12 protein-coding genes and 1 pseudogene are annotated in these 16,587 nt (G+C 70.6%); 9 read left to right on the top strand and 4 right to left on the bottom strand.

Going from position 1 to position 16,587, the window contains the following annotated elements:
* Positions 1-315: 315 nt before the first annotated feature.
* Positions 316-753: a hypothetical protein gene (locus tag AC0VYN_RS04870; RefSeq protein ID WP_475534931.1), complete on the bottom strand. Its 438-nt coding sequence runs from the start codon at positions 751-753 to the stop codon at positions 316-318.
* 771 nt (positions 754-1,524) lie between these two features.
* Positions 1,525-2,826, bottom strand: a pseudogene (locus AC0VYN_RS04865) (recombinase family protein); the annotation flags it as partial.
* Here AC0VYN_RS04865 and AC0VYN_RS04860 point away from each other — a divergent pair.
* The 3 genes from AC0VYN_RS04860 (at position 2,777) to AC0VYN_RS04850 (ending at position 7,308) form a co-directional block, all read left to right on the top strand.
* Positions 2,777-4,180 carry a class II fumarate hydratase gene (locus AC0VYN_RS04860; protein WP_475534930.1) on the top strand — a complete coding sequence of 468 codons (1,404 nt, stop codon included), beginning with the start codon at positions 2,777-2,779 and terminating at the stop codon, positions 4,178-4,180. The pseudogene AC0VYN_RS04865 and the gene AC0VYN_RS04860 sit on opposite strands and share 50 nt — an antisense overlap.
* Before the next feature lie 77 nt (positions 4,181-4,257).
* Entirely contained in the window at positions 4,258-4,962 is a 705-nt protein-coding gene (gene fomD, locus AC0VYN_RS04855; RefSeq protein ID WP_475534929.1) for a cytidylyl-2-hydroxypropylphosphonate hydrolase, read from the top strand.
* A 279-nt stretch (positions 4,963-5,241) separates the two neighbouring features.
* A complete protein-coding gene (locus tag AC0VYN_RS04850) occupies positions 5,242-7,308 on the top strand; it encodes a SpoIIE family protein phosphatase (RefSeq protein WP_475534928.1) in 2,067 nt (688 codons plus the stop codon).
* A gap of 77 nt (positions 7,309-7,385) precedes the next feature.
* On the opposite strand, the gene AC0VYN_RS04845 is transcribed toward AC0VYN_RS04850, so the two are convergent.
* Positions 7,386-9,683, bottom strand: coding sequence for a transglycosylase domain-containing protein (locus tag AC0VYN_RS04845; RefSeq protein WP_475534927.1), 2,298 nt, complete (start codon positions 9,681-9,683; stop codon positions 7,386-7,388).
* A 270-nt stretch (positions 9,684-9,953) separates the two neighbouring features.
* On the opposite strand from AC0VYN_RS04845, the gene AC0VYN_RS04840 reads away from it, so the two are divergent.
* From AC0VYN_RS04840 to AC0VYN_RS04820, 5 genes are all read left to right on the top strand, one after another.
* On the top strand, positions 9,954-10,892 hold the full coding sequence (locus AC0VYN_RS04840; RefSeq protein ID WP_475534926.1) for an SPFH domain-containing protein: 939 nt from the start codon (positions 9,954-9,956) through the stop codon (positions 10,890-10,892).
* Positions 10,889-11,146, top strand: a complete 258-nt coding sequence (locus tag AC0VYN_RS04835; protein ID WP_475534925.1) for a type II toxin-antitoxin system antitoxin — start codon at positions 10,889-10,891, stop codon at positions 11,144-11,146. The genes AC0VYN_RS04840 and AC0VYN_RS04835 overlap by 4 nt, the downstream gene beginning before the upstream one ends.
* Before the next feature lie 161 nt (positions 11,147-11,307).
* Positions 11,308-11,832 (top strand): PadR family transcriptional regulator, encoded by a 525-nt coding sequence (locus AC0VYN_RS04830; RefSeq protein ID WP_385473146.1) that lies wholly within the window; start codon positions 11,308-11,310, stop codon positions 11,830-11,832.
* Positions 11,829-12,518, top strand: a complete 690-nt coding sequence (locus AC0VYN_RS04825) for an ABC transporter ATP-binding protein (RefSeq protein ID WP_475534924.1) — start codon at positions 11,829-11,831, stop codon at positions 12,516-12,518. The genes AC0VYN_RS04830 and AC0VYN_RS04825 overlap by 4 nt, the downstream gene beginning before the upstream one ends.
* A complete protein-coding gene (locus tag AC0VYN_RS04820; RefSeq protein WP_475534923.1) occupies positions 12,515-14,860 on the top strand; it encodes an ABC transporter permease in 2,346 nt (781 codons plus the stop codon). The genes AC0VYN_RS04825 and AC0VYN_RS04820 overlap by 4 nt, the downstream gene beginning before the upstream one ends.
* Positions 14,861-14,956: 96 nt before the next feature.
* Here the strand turns inward: AC0VYN_RS04820 and AC0VYN_RS04815 are convergent, their stop codons facing one another.
* On the bottom strand, positions 14,957-15,895 hold the full coding sequence (locus AC0VYN_RS04815; RefSeq protein WP_475534922.1) for a LysR substrate-binding domain-containing protein: 939 nt from the start codon (positions 15,893-15,895) through the stop codon (positions 14,957-14,959).
* 137 nt (positions 15,896-16,032) lie between these two features.
* Here AC0VYN_RS04815 and AC0VYN_RS04810 point away from each other — a divergent pair, with 137 nt between their 5' ends.
* The gene (locus tag AC0VYN_RS04810) at positions 16,033-16,587 is read left to right on the top strand and encodes a peroxiredoxin (protein WP_385473157.1); all 555 of its coding nucleotides are present in this window, start codon (positions 16,033-16,035) and stop codon (positions 16,585-16,587) included.

Genomic DNA, 16,587 nt, shown 5'->3' with positions numbered 1-16,587 from the left:
CTGCGCCTGTAGACGCTTCTCACGCCCCCGCCGGTCCGACCGGCGGGGGCGTTGTCGTACTGTCACTCGGCATCGGCCCGCCCTGGCCACCGAGTGCTCACAGCAGCGATCCCCGCGACGCGTCAACGTATGGGGATCCGACACCGAAGAGGAAAGTCTTCGATGCAGGTACAGCGTATTAACCTCGACAGTTTCTGGAGCTGCTGGAGCGTTCCCTGACAGGGTTGAACGCCGACGGCGATCCAGAATACCTGTAAGCACAGGCCCCACGCCCATTTCGTTAGCCGTTGTAAGGCCATAAGTTCTCTGCGTCCTTCAGGCTGCTTCAGTGAACCAGTCCTCCGCATCGATCCGTCCGAGGCATTCCGCGGAGCGGTCGCCAGGGAGTAGACGGAACGTCGTCTTCGCTCCGCGCTTGCTTCCCACCGTCTCGACCTCCGGCCAACCAGCGTCAACCAGGGTTCTCACGCCACGTTCCGTGTAGCGGCGAAGGTTGCCGGCCCGGTCACGGATGCCGACAGCATCGGCGAGCGAACGCCATGGAACGGCCACCTCGAAGTCTTCGCCGCACAGTCGAGCTATCTGACGGGCCACAGCCTGGCCGCTTCGCGGAACGCACTGGATCGCGTCGGCATACCATCGGCCGGCCTGTCTGGTCGGGGGCACCGCTTCGGCCGCCAGGGCAAACCCCCGCTTACGAAGCTTCACGCTGCGCACGTCGATAGCGTCCGCGTCCTGGTCGAGGAAAGGCATTGACCAGTTCCATTCGGTGCAGGCAACAGAGAAGCCCCGACTACGGCCGGGGCTTCAAGGATGGAGTGAGTCAGTCTTCGGTTATGTGCTTCGAGACGGCCACGGGGCCGCTCTCGCCAGTGATCCGCACTCAGCGCATGTTCACGGTCAACCCCTGGCGGATTCAAGGCTGAGCATGCGGCGAAGCGAGCAGGACCGTTTACCGTCCGGGTACGAGAAGGCCCCCACAGCGTTTACACGCGCCACGGGGGCCATTTCAGGGAGCCGCTACTTCCGCTTGTAAGCCATCCGGCGAGGCAAAATATATTCCGCCTCCGGCTCCACCCATAGGTGCCCCTCGGGGACGTGAAGGCCGGTCTCCTCGGCGATCTCCGCCAGTTCCGGCATCTTCACGACCGCGCGGCGGTTGCCGTCCTCCGCGGTGCCGACGTGAACGGTGATCCCGTGCCGCTGTAGGAACACCCGCTTCTGCTCGTCATCCTTTGCAGCCCACTCCTCGGCGTAGGTACGCCCCATGGCCGTCCATGCGGGAGCTTCCTCGGCCGCTTTGATCTCCGCCCGCAGCCTCTCGACCTTCGCAGACTGGAACCCATGCTGCCCCCAGTACCTCTCAACCTGAACATCAGTCTTGAAGCGGCCGGCGAGGTAGTCGGCCTCCAAGCGGTCAAGGGCCGCTTCGGCGTCGGTGAGTTCTACCTTCGTCTGGGAGATCGCGTTCCCCGTACGTTCCATGACGGGCAACGGACCCAGCACGGTCTTCACGAAAGTACTCACCGCCTGGTCAAGGTCGTCCCTACGGATGCGGCCAGGGTCCGGGCAGGTGCCCGTGTTGACCGCGTTGCATCCGTAGTAGTGATGCACTCGGCCGGTCGGCTTCGTCTTCTTGTTGGACGACATCCGAGAGCCGCACCCTAGACACACGGCCACACCGCCAAGCATCGAGCGTGACGGCGTGGCCCGCCGGACGGGCCGGTCACTCTTGAGGGATGCGACCAGTTCGGACCACTCGGCGTACTCCATGAGCGGCTGTTCCGTGATACGGACGTACTCGCCGTTCTCATCCTCGACGTACTTGCCTTTGTACGTGTAGATACCGGCCACCGTTGGGTTCATGACGACGACCCGCACAGCGTTGCTCGTCCAGTCGATGCCCCGCGGCTCTTCGCCCTTCATGACGCGCAGGTGATCCCTCCAGGTGGGCACACCTCTCTTGTTCAGTTCCACCGCGATCTTGTAGCTCGACCAATCGCCCTTCAGGCGTTCGATGATCTCTTGGAACAGAGCCGCATAGGCGGGGTCTTGAACGAGCTTCTTCCCGCCGCCGTCCTGCCGCTCGAAGCGATACCCGAACGGCTCAACTCCCCCGACCCATACACCCTTTGCCTTGCGAGCCTGCGAGCCTGAGAGCGCGCGGGCCCGGATGGTGTCCAGCTCACCCTCGGCGAAGGCCGCGATGATCTGAGCGAACATCTTCCCCATGGGAGTGCTCATGTCGATGCCCTCAGTCACCGACACGATCGTCTTCCCGTGCTCCTGGCACCACTCGAAGACCTCGGCGAAGTGACCGGCTTTACGGCTCAGCCGGTCAAGCTTCCACACGGCCAGCACATCCCAGTCGTCTGCCCGCTCCGAGAACCACGCACCGAGGCCGGGCCGCTTGAAAGGGTGCATGGCGCCGGACACGTCCAGGTCCTCGGCGAAGCCGACTATGCGGCCGTCTACAGCCGGCCCCGTGGTCCAGTGCTCGACCGCGTGCTTCTGCTTCTCGGGACTGGTGGAGTCGTCCTTGAGGATGGAGAGGCGAACGGTTCCTAGAACCCTCGGGTGCTTGACCACGCCCACATGGTACGGGTAGTTCCTGCGAACTGAATGAGTCGAGCGACTTCTTACACAACCCGGCGCCTGCGCCACGACGATCCCCGTGCGGGGTCCCGGGCTCGCCTGAGCCCGGCCGGTGACGGCTTGCCTCCACGGGGAACAGTGGTCGCGTCGGGGACGCTGTGACACGTGGAGGTGATCGTCGATGGCCGACGAGCAGGACAGGACCGAGTACCGCACCGAGCACGACTCCATGGGCGAGGTGCGGGTGCCCGCCCACGCCAAGTGGCGGGCGCAGACCCAGCGGGCGGTGGAGAACTTCCCCGTCTCCGGACAGCGCATCGAACGCGCGCACATCGAGGCGCTGGCCCGGATCAAGAGCGCGGCGGCCGAGGTCAACGCCCGGCTGGGCGTCCTGGACCGGGAGACCGCCGACGCGATCCGGGAGGCGGCCGACGAGGTCGCCGAGGGGAAGTGGGACGAGCACTTCCCCGTGGACGTGTTCCAGACGGGTTCGGGGACCTCGTCCAACATGAACACCAACGAGGTGGTCGCCACCCTGGCCAGTGAGCGGCTCGGCCGGGACGTGCACCCCAACGACCACGTCAACGCCTCCCAGTCGTCCAACGACGTCTTCCCCTCGTCGATCCACATCGCCGCCACCGCCGCCGTGAGCCGGGACCTCGTCCCCGCGCTGGACCACCTCGCCGCCGCCCTGGAGCGCAAGGCCGAGGAGTTCGCCGACGTCGTGAAGTCCGGGCGCACGCACCTCATGGACGCCACGCCCGTCACCCTGGGCCAGGAGTTCGGCGGGTACGCGGCCCAGGTGCGGTACGGCATCGAGCGGCTGAACGCGTCGCTCCCCCGGCTCGCCGAGCTGCCGCTGGGCGGCACCGCGGTCGGCACCGGCATCAACACCCCGCCCGGCTTCGCCGCCGCCGTCATCGAGGAGGTCGCCCGCACGACCGGGCTGCCGCTGACCGAGGCGCGCGACCACTTCGAGGCGCAGGGCGCACGGGACGGCATCGTCGAGACGAGCGGGCAGCTGCGGACCATCGCCGTCGGGCTGACGAAGATCGCCAACGACCTGCGGTGGATGTCCTCCGGCCCGCGGACCGGCCTCGCGGAGATCTCGCTGCCCGACCTCCAGCCCGGTTCGTCCATCATGCCGGGCAAGGTGAACCCGGTCGTCCCGGAGGCCGTGCTCATGGTCGCCGCCCAGGTCACCGGCAACGACGCCACCGTCGCCGCGGCCGGGGCGGCCGGCAACTTCGAGCTCAACGTCATGCTGCCGGTCATCGCCAAGAACGTGCTGGAGTCGGTGCGGCTGCTCGCCAACGTCTCGCGGCTGCTGGCCGACCGGACCGTCGACGGCATCGTCGCCCACCGCGACCGGGCCCGCGAGTACGCCGAGTCCTCGCCCTCCGTGGTCACGCCGCTGAACAAGTACATCGGGTACGAGGAGGCCGCCAGGGTCGCCAAGAAGGCGCTGGCCGAACGGAAGACGATCCGTCAGGTGGTGGTGGAGGGCGGGTACGTCGAGCGCGGCGACCTCACGAACGAGCAGCTCGACGAGGCGCTGGACGTGCTGCGGATGACCCACCCGTGACCGGACGTCCGTCGCGGGCACGGGCGCTCCTCGCGATCACCGCCGCGTCGGATGGCCGGGGCACCTAATATCTGTCCATGGCAGACGGTGAAGCGGTGAGCGCGGCGGCACAGGCGGGCGGTCCGGCCGCCCCGGCGGGGTTCTGGGCACCCGGCAGTCACATCCTGTGGCGGTACCGGGAGAACGGCGGCCGGCACTTCCACATCGCCCGCCCCGTGACCGTCGTACGCGACGACGCCGACCTGCTCGCCGTGTGGATGGCGCCCGGCACCGAGTGCGTGAAGCCGGTGCTCGCCGACGGCACCCCCGTGCACCTGGAGCCGCTGGCGACCCGCTACACCAAGCCGCGCACCGTGCAGCGCGACCACTGGTTCGGCACCGGGGTGCTGAAGCTGGCCCGGCCCGGCGACCCCTGGTCGGTGTGGCTGTTCTGGGATCCGGGCTGGCAATTCAAGAACTGGTACGTGAACCTGGAGGAGCCGCTCGCCCGTTGGGAGGGCGGCGTCGACTCCGAGGACCACTTCCTGGACATCACCGTGCAGCCGGACCGCAGCTGGCACTGGCGGGACGAGGACGAGTTCGCCCAGGCCCAGCGGGACCGGCTGGTGAGCGCCGCACTGGCCGAGCGGGTGCGCGGGGCGGGACGCGCGGCGGTGGGGGTGATCCGGGACTGGGGGCCGCCGTTCTCGGACGGCTGGGAGCAGTGGCGGCCCGATCCGTCCTGGACGGTACCGTCGCTGCCCGGCGACTGGGATCGTACCTCCGCGCACGTGTCCCCATGAGACCCTTGATGCGCCCCCGGGCAGGAAACGTAGGATCGTCCTCCGCAAGGGTCGCAGCGGCAACCGGCGGAGCGTGCACTGTGCTTGACCGATCGTCACCGAGGGGCGGCAGGACGTGAGCGAGGGGTACGAGGGCAAGGCCGGCACGGGCCGCGAACGGCCCGCCGGTGGCACAGGAACAGCCTCTGACCACGTGGGAATTCCGTTCCTGGGGCACGTCTTCCGGGTATCGGGATTTCTGTGGGACGAACTGCACGCGCCGCGCGCAGTCCCGGACGGATGGATTCGACACGCGTGACGGAGCACCCGACCTCCTTCGAACGCCCCCCGACGGGCGACGACCCCACGGACTCCCGCGGGGCGTTCCTGCGTTCCTCCGTGCCGCCGCGGGCACCCGAGGCCGCCTTACCGGCGCAAGGGCGCGGCGGGGAGACGCCGCCCGTGCCCGGCGCGGCCGCCTTCGAGCACTCCCAGCCGGGTGCCGAGCACGCCGCCGAGCCCGGCACCCACCGTCCGCGGCCCGCGGCCGAGGGCGTCCCGGTCCAGCCGGACGGGACGGGCGCGCCGGCGGGGCAGGACGGCCGTGACCCGGTGCCGGACCGGCGTACCGGGCAGCCCACCGCGCCCGGACGGCCCACGCCCATGCGGCGGGACGGGGACCGGCTGCGGTTCGTCGGCGCCGCGACCCGGCGGATCGCCCGGGGCATGGACCTGGACGAGATCGTGATGGGGCTGTGCCGGGCCACCGTGCCGACCTTCGCGGACGCCATCCTCGTCTACCTGCGCGAACCGCTGCCGGTCGGCGACGAGCGGCCCACCGGCCCGCTGGTGCTGCGGCTGCGCCGGACCGACCGGATACCGGCCGAGCGGACCACCGAGGGCGGCTTCCCGCTCGCGCAGTCCGAGCCCTCCGAACTGGAGGCCGTCGGCTCCGAGCTGTGCGAGGTGCGGCCCGGCAGCGCGCTCGCCGAGGTGCTGCGCGGGGTGCGCCCGGTCTTCACGGACACCGCCGCGGCCCGCGCCGCCCTGCCCGACCTGCTCGGCGACGGCGGCGAGTTCGCCGTGCCCGGCGGCCGGCGCGCGATCCTCGCGCCGCTGCGCGGCCGGCGCCGGGTGATCGGGGCGGCCCTGTTCCTGCGCGGCCCGGAGCGCATCGCCTTCGAGGGCGACGACCTGCTGGTCGCCGCCCAGCTCGCGACGCACAGCGCGCTCGGCATCGACAAGGCGGTGCTCTACGGGCGCGAGGCGTACATCGCCGACGAGCTCCAGCGCACGATGCTCCCGGAGAACCTGCCGCGCTGCACCGGCGTACGGCTGGCCTCCCGCTATCTGCCGGCCGCCGAGACGGCACGGGTCGGCGGCGACTGGTACGACGCGATCCCGCTGCCCGGCAGCCGGGTCGCGCTGGTCGTCGGGGACGTCATGGGCCACTCGATGACGTCGGCGGCCATCATGGGCCAGCTGCGGACCACCGCGCAGACCCTGGCCGGCCTCGACCTGCCCCCGCAGGAGGTGCTGCACCACCTGGACGAACAGGCGCAACGCCTCGGCACCGACCGCATGGCGACCTGCCTGTACGCCGTGTACGACCCGGTCGCGCACCGCATCACCGTCGCCAACGCCGGCCACCCGCCGCCCGTCCTGCTGCACCTGGGCGGGCGGGCCGAGGTGCTGCGGGTGCCCGCGGGCGCCCCGATCGGCGTCGGCGGCGTGGACTTCGAGGCCGTGGAGCTGGAGGCCCCGGCCGGCGCCACCCTGCTGCTCTACACGGACGGCCTCGTCGAGTCCCGCCTGCGGGACGTGTGGACCGGCATAGAGCAGCTGCGGGAGCGCCTCGCGGCGACCGCGCAGCTCACCGGCCCCGACCACCCGCCGCCCCTGGAGGCCCTGTGCGACGAGGTGCTGGACATGCTCGGGCCGGGCGACCGGGACGACGACATCGCACTGCTCGCCGCCCGCTTCGACGGCATCGCGCCCAGTGACGTGGCGTACTGGATCCTGGAGGCGGAGGACGCGGCACCCGGCCGGGCCCGCCGGCTGGCCCGGCGCGCCCTGGCCCGCTGGGGCATGGAGGAGCTCACGGACTCGGTGGAGCTGCTGGTGAGCGAGGTCGTGACCAACGCGGTGCGGTACGCGACCAAGCCGGTCTCCCTGCGGCTGCTGCGCACCGACGTGCTGCGCTGCGAGGTCGGCGACGAGGTACCGCAGCTGCCGCGGCTGCGGCAGGCGCGCGCCACGGACGAGGGCGGGCGCGGGCTGTACCTGGTGAACCGGCTGGCCCGGCGCTGGGGCGCGACCCGGCTGAGCACCGGCAAGGTGGTCTGGTTCGAGCTGAACCGGGGCTGAGGGGAACCGAGAGGAACACGGAAGGGCGCCCGGTGAGCACCGGGCGCCCTTTCATGTACCTGCCGGCGGTCCGCCGGCTACTGCTCGCGCCGGCCGTTGCCCGGGAACAGCGGGTCCTCCGGGTCCGTGGACGCCCCGCCCGTCGGCGGTTCGGTCGAGGGGCTGTTCGACGGGGACATCGACGGCGACTCCTCCGGCTCCTCGGTCGTGGGCTCCTCCGTCGGCTCCTCGGTCGTCGGCTCCTCGGTCGGCGTCTCCTCGGCCGTCTCCTCCTCCGAGGGCGACTCGGACGGCGACTCGGTGACCGTGGGCGAGGTGCTGGGCTCCACCTCGACGTCCTCCTTGGCCTCCAGGTCGAACTCCGTGACCTTGTCCATCACGCCGAAGGTGTACGCGGCCCAGATCTGCGCCGGGAAGCCACCGCCGTTGATCCGGGGCTCGCCGAGCGCCTTGTACATCGGCACCTGGGCGGAGGTCTTGGAGTCCTCGCCGAACATGCCGACGGAGGTGACCAGCCCGGGGGTGAACCCGGTGAACCAGGCCGACCGGTTGTAGTCGGACGTACCCGTCTTGCCTGCCACCTCCTGGCCCTTGCGCATCGGGTTCTCGCGCACCGACTTCCTGGCCGTGCCGTCGTCGACCACACCGGTCAGCACGGACGTCACCGTGTCGGCGGCCTCGCGGCTGATGACCTGGTCACCGATCGGGTCGGGGAACTCGACCTCGCGGGAGTTGTGCTCCACCGACTTCACGACGGCCGGGGTGACCTTCTTGCCGTGGTTGTCGAGGGTGGCGTAGACGCCGGCCATCTCCAGCGGGCTCGCGCCCATGCTGCCCAGGGTCTGCGCGGGGACGGGGTCCATGCCCTCGGTCTCCATGCCGAGCTTGCCGGCGACCTTCACGACCTCGGACATGCCGACGTCGACGCCCATCTGCGCGAAGACCGAGTTGACCGACTGGTTCATCGCCTCCTGGACGTCGATGTCACCGTAGTCGTGGTGGTCCTCGTTCTCGGGGGCGAAGCCGACCTTCCGGCCACCGTCCACCACGGGGCGCTCGCTCGTGCCGTCGTACATGGTGTTCGTCGTGATCGGCACGCCGTCCTGCGTCTCGGCGTCCTCGTCCACCGCGGCGGCCAGGATGACCGGCTTGAAGGTGGAGGCGGGCTGGTAGTCGTCACGGGTGGCGTTGTTGCGGAAGTGCTTGACGTAGTCCACACCGCCGTACATCGCCACGACCGCGCCCGTCTTCGGGTCCACGGACACGGCGCCGGCCTGGATGTCGGCGTCCACCTCGTGCTTCTGCGGGTCCAGCTTGCTGGTCAGCTGCTCCTTGACGGACTTCTCGAGCGCCGCCTGCTTCTTCTTGTCGACGTTGAGCGTGAGGGTCCAGCCGCCGGCCTCGACCAGCGCGTCGGCCTGCTTCATGTCCTCGGCGCTGCCGCCGGCGACGAGCTGCTTCTTGAGCGCGGTGTTGGCCGCCTCGACCAGGTAGCCGGTCTGGCCCTCCATCCCGGGTGCGGGCTTGGGCTCCATGGGGACCGGGAACTTCATGGCCTGGCGGTCGGTGGCGCTCAGCCACTTCTGCTCGACCATGTTGTCCAGGACGTAGTTCCAGCGCTCCTGGACGAGCCGCTTGCCGGTGTCGCTGGCGATGGCCCAGTCGTACTGGTTGGGCGCCTGGAGCAGCGCGGCGAGGTACGCGCCCTGCTCGACCGTGAGGTCCTCGGCGTCGACGCGGTAGTAGGCCTGGGCGGCGGCCTGGATGCCGTAGGCGCCGCGGCCGTAGAAGCTGGTGTTGATGTACCCGGCGAGGATGTAGTCCTTGGGCTTCTCCCGGTCCAGCTTCAGGGAGATGACCAGCTCCTTGAGCTTGCGGGAGACGGTCTGGTCCTGGGTCAGGTAGTAGTTCTTGACGTACTGCTGGGTGATCGTCGAGCCGCCCTGCGCGCCCTTGCCGGAGAGCGTGTTGAGCACACCGCGCGCGGTGCCCTTGAGGTCGACGCCGGAGTCCTTGTAGAAGGTCTTGTTCTCGGCGGCGACGAAGGTGTGCTGGACGTCCTTGGGGACCTTGGCCAGGTCGACGATCTCTCGGTTGTAGCCCTTGCGGGCCATGATCGAGCCGTCGCTGTACTTGTAGACGTTGCCCTGCCGCTGGGCGTCGGGGTTCCCCTCGGGTATGTCGATCACCATGTACAGCACGATGAAGGCGCCCATGCCGAGCAGGATCACGCCGAAGAACGTGCCGAGGATCTTCTTCCAGGTGAACAGCCGGCGTATGAGGCTCCGGTCGTCCTTCGGCGACGAGCGGCGTCGGCTCGGCGCCGCGCGGCGGCCACCGCGCTGACGCGCTCTTCTCTCTTCCGCTCGTCCCATGGGTCCGATCCGCTCCGCTTCGGTCGTGTGTGCTCACCCGTCGCACAGGTTCGCCGCTCAGGTCAGCTCAGAAAGCTAACACCGGGAGGTGTGGCATACGGCCGCGGATCCCGTCTCGTACGGACGTGAGAATCAGCACCCGCTCCTAGGGAACCGACGTGCGAACGGGGTTCATGGTTGCCATGCTCGTGTAAAGTGATATCACTTAGCTAGATCGAGGCCATCACCGGGTGCGTGCGAGCGCACCCCGCGGGAACGGGGGGACCATTCATGTCCGTACAGGAGAAGCCGCAGGTCGGGGCCGACGTGCCCGAGATGCCGGCCCCGCGGGTGCGGGAGACCCAGGCGCCCAGCATCGGCGGCGGGCTCGCGCTGCTGCTGGGGCTGGTCGGGCTGCTGGCCGGCGTCGGGATGGTCGTCGCCGCCACGGCGGTGTCGGCGACCGGCGCGAAGGCCGGGCTGATCGTCGGAGGCATCGTGATCGCCCTGGCGGCGTTCCTGGCGATGTGCGGGCTGAACATGGTGGCGCCGGGCGAGGCGCGGGTGGTGCAGCTCTTCGGCCGGTACCGGGGGACTATCCGGCAGGACGGGCTGCGCTGGGTGAACCCCTTCACCTCGCGCACCAAGATCTCCACGCGGGTGCGCAACCACGAGACGGCCGTCCTGAAGGTGAACGACGCGTACGGCAACCCGATCGAGCTGGCCGCGGTCGTGGTGTGGCGGGTGGAGGACACCGCGCAGGCCACCTTCGAGGTGGACGACTACATAGAGTTCGTCTCCACCCAGACCGAGGCCGCCGTGCGGCACATCGCCATCGAGTACCCCTACGACGCCCACGAGGAGGACGGCCTCTCCCTGCGCGGCAACGCCGAGGAGATCACCGAGAAGCTCGCCGTCGAGCTGCACGCGCGCGTGGAGGCGGCCGGCGTGCAGATCATCGAGTCCCGCTTCACGCACCTCGCGTACGCGCCGGAGATCGCCTCGGCGATGCTCCAGCGGCAGCAGGCCGGCGCGGTGGTCGCGGCACGGCGGCAGATCGTGGACGGCGCGGTCGGGATGGTCGAGGCGGCGCTGGCCCGCATCAGCGAGCAGGGCATCGTGGAGCTGGACGACGAGCGCAAGGCGGCGATGGTGTCCAACCTGATGGTCGTGCTGTGCGGCGACCGCGCCGCCCAGCCGGTCCTGAACACGGGAACGCTCTACCAGTGACGACCCCGTCCGAGGGCCCGGCCCCCAAGCGCCGGCCGCAGCAGCGCAAGCAGGTGCTGCTGCGGCTGGACCCGCAGGTGTACGAGGCACTGGCCCGCTGGGCGGGCGACGAGCTGCGCTCGGCCAACGCCCAGATCGAGTTCCTGCTGCGCAGGGCGCTCGCGGAGGCGGGCCGCCTGCCCGGGGACACCGGGCAGCTGCCCCGCCGGGGGCGTCCCCCGAGGGGCGGCCCGGACGGGACGCCCCCGCCGTGACCGCCCTCGGACCGGCCGCGCCGTCGCACCTCGCGACGGCGCGGCCTCCGTCGTAGCGGAACCGTGACAAACGCTTCCGACCTGCGGACCGGCACCCCGCGCCACGGTCTCTCCACTCGGCGTATACATGGTGCGTATACACCGTGCGTAGAGTGCTGCCCATGTCCATCGGTCACACCCTCCTGGGACTCCTGGAGTCCGGGCCGCGCCACGGTTACGACCTGAAGCGTGCCTTCGACGAGAAGTTCGGTCACGACCGGCCGCTGCACTACGGCCAGGTCTACTCGACGATGTCCCGTCTGCTGAAGAACGGCCTCGTCGTCGTCGACGGCATCGAGACGGGCGGCGGTCCCGAGCGCAAGCGGTACGCGATCACCGACGCCGGGATCACCGACGTCCAGCACTGGCTCGCCACGCCCGAGAAGCCCGAGCCGTACCTGCAGTCCACGCTCTACACCAAGGTCGTCCTCGCGCTGCTCACCCACCGCGACGCGGCCGACGTCCTCGACACCCAGCGCTCGGAGCACCTGCGCAGCATGCGCATCCTCACCGACCGCAAGCGCAGGGGCGATCTCGCCGATCAGCTCATCTGCGACCACGCCCTGTTCCACCTCGAGGCCGACCTGCGCTGGCTGGAGCTCACCGCCGCGCGCCTCGACAAGCTCCGTGAGGCGGTGGCCCGATGACCGCTCCCGCGGGTTCCCTGCTCTCGGCCGAGAAGCTGACCAAGGCCTACGGTCCGACCCTCGCCCTCGACGGCGCCGAGTTCTCCATCCACCCGGGCGAGGTCGTCGCCGTGATGGGCCCCTCCGGGTCCGGCAAGTCGACGCTGCTGCACTGCCTCGCCGGCATCGTGCCCCCCGACTCGGGCACGATCACGTACGACGGGCGGGAGCTGTCCGCCATGTCCGACGCCCAGCGCAGCGCGCTGCGCCGCTCGGAGTTCGGCTTCGTGTTCCAGTTCGGGCAGCTCGTGCCCGAGCTGACCTGCGTCGAGAACGTCGCCCTGCCGCTGCGCCTGAACGGCACCTCCCGCAAGGAGGCCGAGCGGGCCGCGCTGACCTGGATGGAGCGGCTGGAGGTCGACGACCTGCGAAAGAAGCGGCCCGGCGAGGTCTCCGGCGGTCAGGGGCAGCGCGTCGCCGTGGCACGCTCGCTCGTCACCAACCCCCGCGTGCTGTTCGCCGACGAGCCGACCGGTGCCCTGGACTCCCTCAACGGCGAGCGGGTCATGGAGCTGCTCACGGACGCCGCCCGGTCCACCAACGCCGCCGTCGTGCTGGTCACGCACGAGGCGCGGGTGGCGGCGTACTCCGACCGCGAGGTCGTCGTACGGGACGGCAGGTCGCGGGACATGGAGCGCGCCGTATGAACGTCGGCCAGTGGGCCCGCGACCTGGCCCTGGGCGTGCGCTTCACCGTCACCGGCGGGCGCGAGGGCTGGACCCGGGCGGTACTGACGGCCGTCGGCGTCGGGCTGGGCGTGGCACTGCTGCTGCTCACGACGGCCCTGCCGAACGCCCTCGCCGTCCGCCACGAGCGGGAGGCCGCGCGCACCGACATCACCTTCACCGACGACCGGCCCGCCAAGGCCGACGACACCCTGATCGTCGCCGACGTCGACACCGACTTCCGGGACGACACCGTCCGGGGCCGCGCGCTGGACGTCGAGGGGGCGAAGGCACCGCTGCCGCCGGGGGTGGCGAAGTTCCCCGCCGTGGGCGAGATGGTCGTCTCCCCCGCCCTGAAGGAGCTGCTGGAGTCGGACTCCGGCGCACTGCTGCGGGAGCGGCTGCCGGAGCGGATCAGCGGCACGATCGGGGAGATCGGGCTGATCGGCTCGCACGAACTCGCCTTCTACCGGGGCGCCGACGGCCTCGAGCCGTACCTCGACAGCGGCCGGATCGTCCGCATCGACCACTTCGGCGACCCCGACCCGGGGACCGAGCAGGCCGACCCCGTGCTCCTCCTGCTCGTCCTCGTCGTCTTCGTGGTGCTGCTGATGCCGGTGGCGGTGTTCATCGCCGCCGCCGTGCGCTTCGGCGGCGAGCGGCGCGACCGGCGGCTCGCGGCGCTGCGGCTGGTCGGCTCCGACAGCCGCATGACCCGGCGCATCGCGGCCGGCGAGGCGCTGGCGGGCGCGGTGCTCGGTCTGCTCTTCGGTGCCGGGTTCTTCCTGATCGGGCGCCAGCTCGCGGGTACGGCCGAGGTGTTCCGCATCAGCGTGTTCCCCAGCTACCTCAACCCGTCCCCGCTGCTGGCACTACTGGTCGCGGTGGCGGTGCCGGCGGCGGCCGTCATGGTGACGCTGCTCGCGCTGCGCGGTGTGGTCATCGAGCCGCTCGGCGTGGTGCGCACGGCCAGGCCCGCACGCCGGCGCCTGTGGTGGCGGCTGCTGCTGCCGGTGGCCGGCCTGGCGATGCTGTACCCGATGGTCGGCCAGGGCCGCGACAACGGGGACTTCAATCAGTACCTGGTGAGCGGCGGCGTCGTCCTGCTGCTCGTCGGCGTCACCGCGCTGCTGCCGTGGATCGTGGAGACGGTCGTCGCCCGGCTCGGCCCGGGCGCCGTGTCCTGGCAGCTGGCCGTGCGCCGGCTGCAACTGAGCAGCGGCACGGCGGCCCGCATGGTCAACGGCATCGCCGTGGCCGTCGCCGGGGCGATCGCCCTGCAGATGCTGTTCGCGGGCGTGGACGACGACTACACCCGGAGCACCGGGAAGGACCTCACGCAGGCGCAGATGGAGGTGGCCCTGCCGAGCGAGGCACCGGTGGCCGCGGCCGCGGGCAGGTTCCGGGCCACCCGGGGTGTCGACGAGGTCTTCTCCTACTCCGAGGGCTACGTCGGCGACCGGCGCAGCGACCCGCAGAACACGACGACGGTCACCGTGGGCGACTGCGTCGCGCTGCGCGAGATCGCGACGCTGACCTCCTGCCGCGACGGTGACGTCTTCGCCGTGCGCGGGGCCGAGTGGGACACCGGTCTCGACGTGATGGCGCTGGCGAAGCCCGGCCGGACGATGTACCTCGACCCGACGTACGAGGGCAACCCGAAGAGGAGCCTGGTGCTCCCCTGGAAGGTGCCGTCGGGTGTCCACGAGGCGGCGCCGCGCCGGGGCCTGCTCGCCGGGATCGACCGGGGCGGATTCCTGATCACGCCGAAGGCGCTGCCCGAGTCGCTCGCCCCGGCGCTGACCGGGCACGCCTACCTCAGGCTCGACGAGTCCGTGCCGGACGTGTACGACCGGGTGCGCAACACCGCGGCGGCCCTGGATCCGCTGGCGTACCCGATGGTCTGGTCGGCCACGGAGCGCACCGGCCGGTTCGACGCCATCCGCACCGGTCTGTTCGTCGGCGCCGCGTGCGTGCTGGCGCTGATCGGCGCGAGTCTGCTGGTCTCGCAGCTGGAGCAGTTGCGCGAGCGCAGGAAGCTGCTGTCGTCCCTGGTCGCCTTCGGCACCCGGCGCCGCACGCTGAGCCTGTCGGTGCTGTGGCAGACCGCGATACCGATCGCGCTGGGACTGGTGCTGGCCACGGTGGTCGGCCTGACGCTGGGCACGGTGCTGCTGAAGATGACGGCCACCCCGGTCGCCGTCGACTGGGCCGGCGTCCTGTCGATGACCGGCATCGGCGCCTCGGTCGTCCTGGTGGTGACCCTGGCCAGCCTGCCGCCGCTGCTGCGCCTGATGCGGCCCGAGGGCCTGCGGACGGAGTAGCCCCCCGGCCTGCCCGGGCCCGGACGCGGCACGCTTCCCGTGCCCGTCCGGGCCTCCGCGCGCCCGGAGGCGCCGGCGGTCCCGGCGCGGCGCCCGTCAGCCGCGGACCGTGCGCACCGGGAGTTCCTCCATGGCCTCCCGGAGCGCCACCGCCAGCTCCTCGTACTCGGCGGAGCGGGCCGCGCCCGTGCGCATGGCGAGGGCGACGCGGCGGCTGGGTGCCGGGTCGGCGAAGGAACCGGTGAGGAGCTGGCTGGAGCGGGACGTCTCCACGCGGACCGCCGTGCGCGGCAGCAGCGTCACGCCGAGGCCGCCCGCCACCAGTTGCACCAGCGTCGACAGGCCCGCCGCCGTCGTGGTCGCCGGGACGTCCGCGCGGCCGGCCTCCCGGCAGATGTCGAGGGCCTGGTCGCGCAGGCAGTGGCCCTCGTCGAGCAGCAGCAGGTTCAGCTCGCGCAGCACGCCCCGTCCGATGCCCTCCCGGCCGCCGAGCCGGTGGTCGAGCGGGGTGACGAGCACGAAGTCCTCGTCGAACAGCGGCAGTTCGGTGATGCCGGGGACACCGAGCGGGACCGCCAGCAGCAACAGGTCGAGGCGGCCCGACGCGAGACCGTCGAGCAGGCTCGCCGTCTGCTCCTCGTGGACCTGGAGATCGAGGTCGGGATAGCGGTCGTGGACCAGCCGCAGGACCGTCGGGAGCAGGTACGGCGCCACGGTCGGGATGACGCCGAGCCGGAGCGCCCCGGTGAACGGCGCGCGCACGGCCTCCGCCTCCTCCAGCAGCGCCCCGACCTCCGCCAGCACCGCCTTCGCCCGCACGGCGAGCCGCTCCCCCGCCGGAGAGAGCAGCACCTTGCGCGTCGTACGCTCCAGGAGGGTGACACCGAGTGTCTCCTCCAGCGTGGAGACGGCGCCGGAGAGCGCCGGCTGGCTCATGCCTATCGCGGCGGCGGCATCGCGGAAGTGCAGATGCTCGGCGACCGCGGCGAAAGCCCGCAGCTGGGCGAGGCTGGGCTGCCTCTTCTTCCCTGTCACTAATAGCCACCTCCGATCAACTCGACCGAGTGTAGCTATTTCACTAATCAATGCACTCTGTGCCAACATCACTAACGTCCAACCCATGGGAAACACTTGCAAACTGGGTGTTTCTTCGCTGCACTTTTGGAGAGCACGTGCTCACTGTCGGTGACAAGTTCCCCGAGTTCGATCTGACCGCCTGCGTCTCGCTGGAGAAGGGCAAGGAGTTCGAGCAGATCAACCACAAGACCTACGAGGGTCAGTGGAAGGTCGTCTTCGCGTGGCCCAAGGACTTCACCTTCGTGTGCCCGACCGAGATCGCCGCCTTCGGCAAGCTGAACGACGAGTTCGCCGACCGTGACGCCCAGGTCCTCGGCTTCTCCGGCGACTCCGAGTTCGTGCACCACGCCTGGCGCAAGGACCACCCGGACCTGACCGACCTGCCGTTCCCGATGATGGCGGACTCCAAGCACGAGCTGATGCGCGACCTCGGCATCGAGGGCGAGGACGGCTTCGCGAAGCGCGCCGTGTTCATCGTGGACCAGAACAACGAGATCCAGTTCTCCATGGTGACCGCCGGCTCGGTCGGCCGTAACCCCAAGGAGGTCCTGCGGGTCCTCGACGCCCTGCAGACCGACGAGCTCTGCCCGTGCAACTGGAGCAAGGGCGACGAGACCCTCGACCCGGTCGCGCTGCTGGCCGGGGAGTGA

It is taken from the genome of Streptomyces sp. 63XJN7_1_ISO-PGPR-S23-121, from assembly GCF_056173025.1.
Note: the sequence above shows the minus strand (reverse complement) of the source record. Positions and strands in the feature narration are given on the sequence as shown.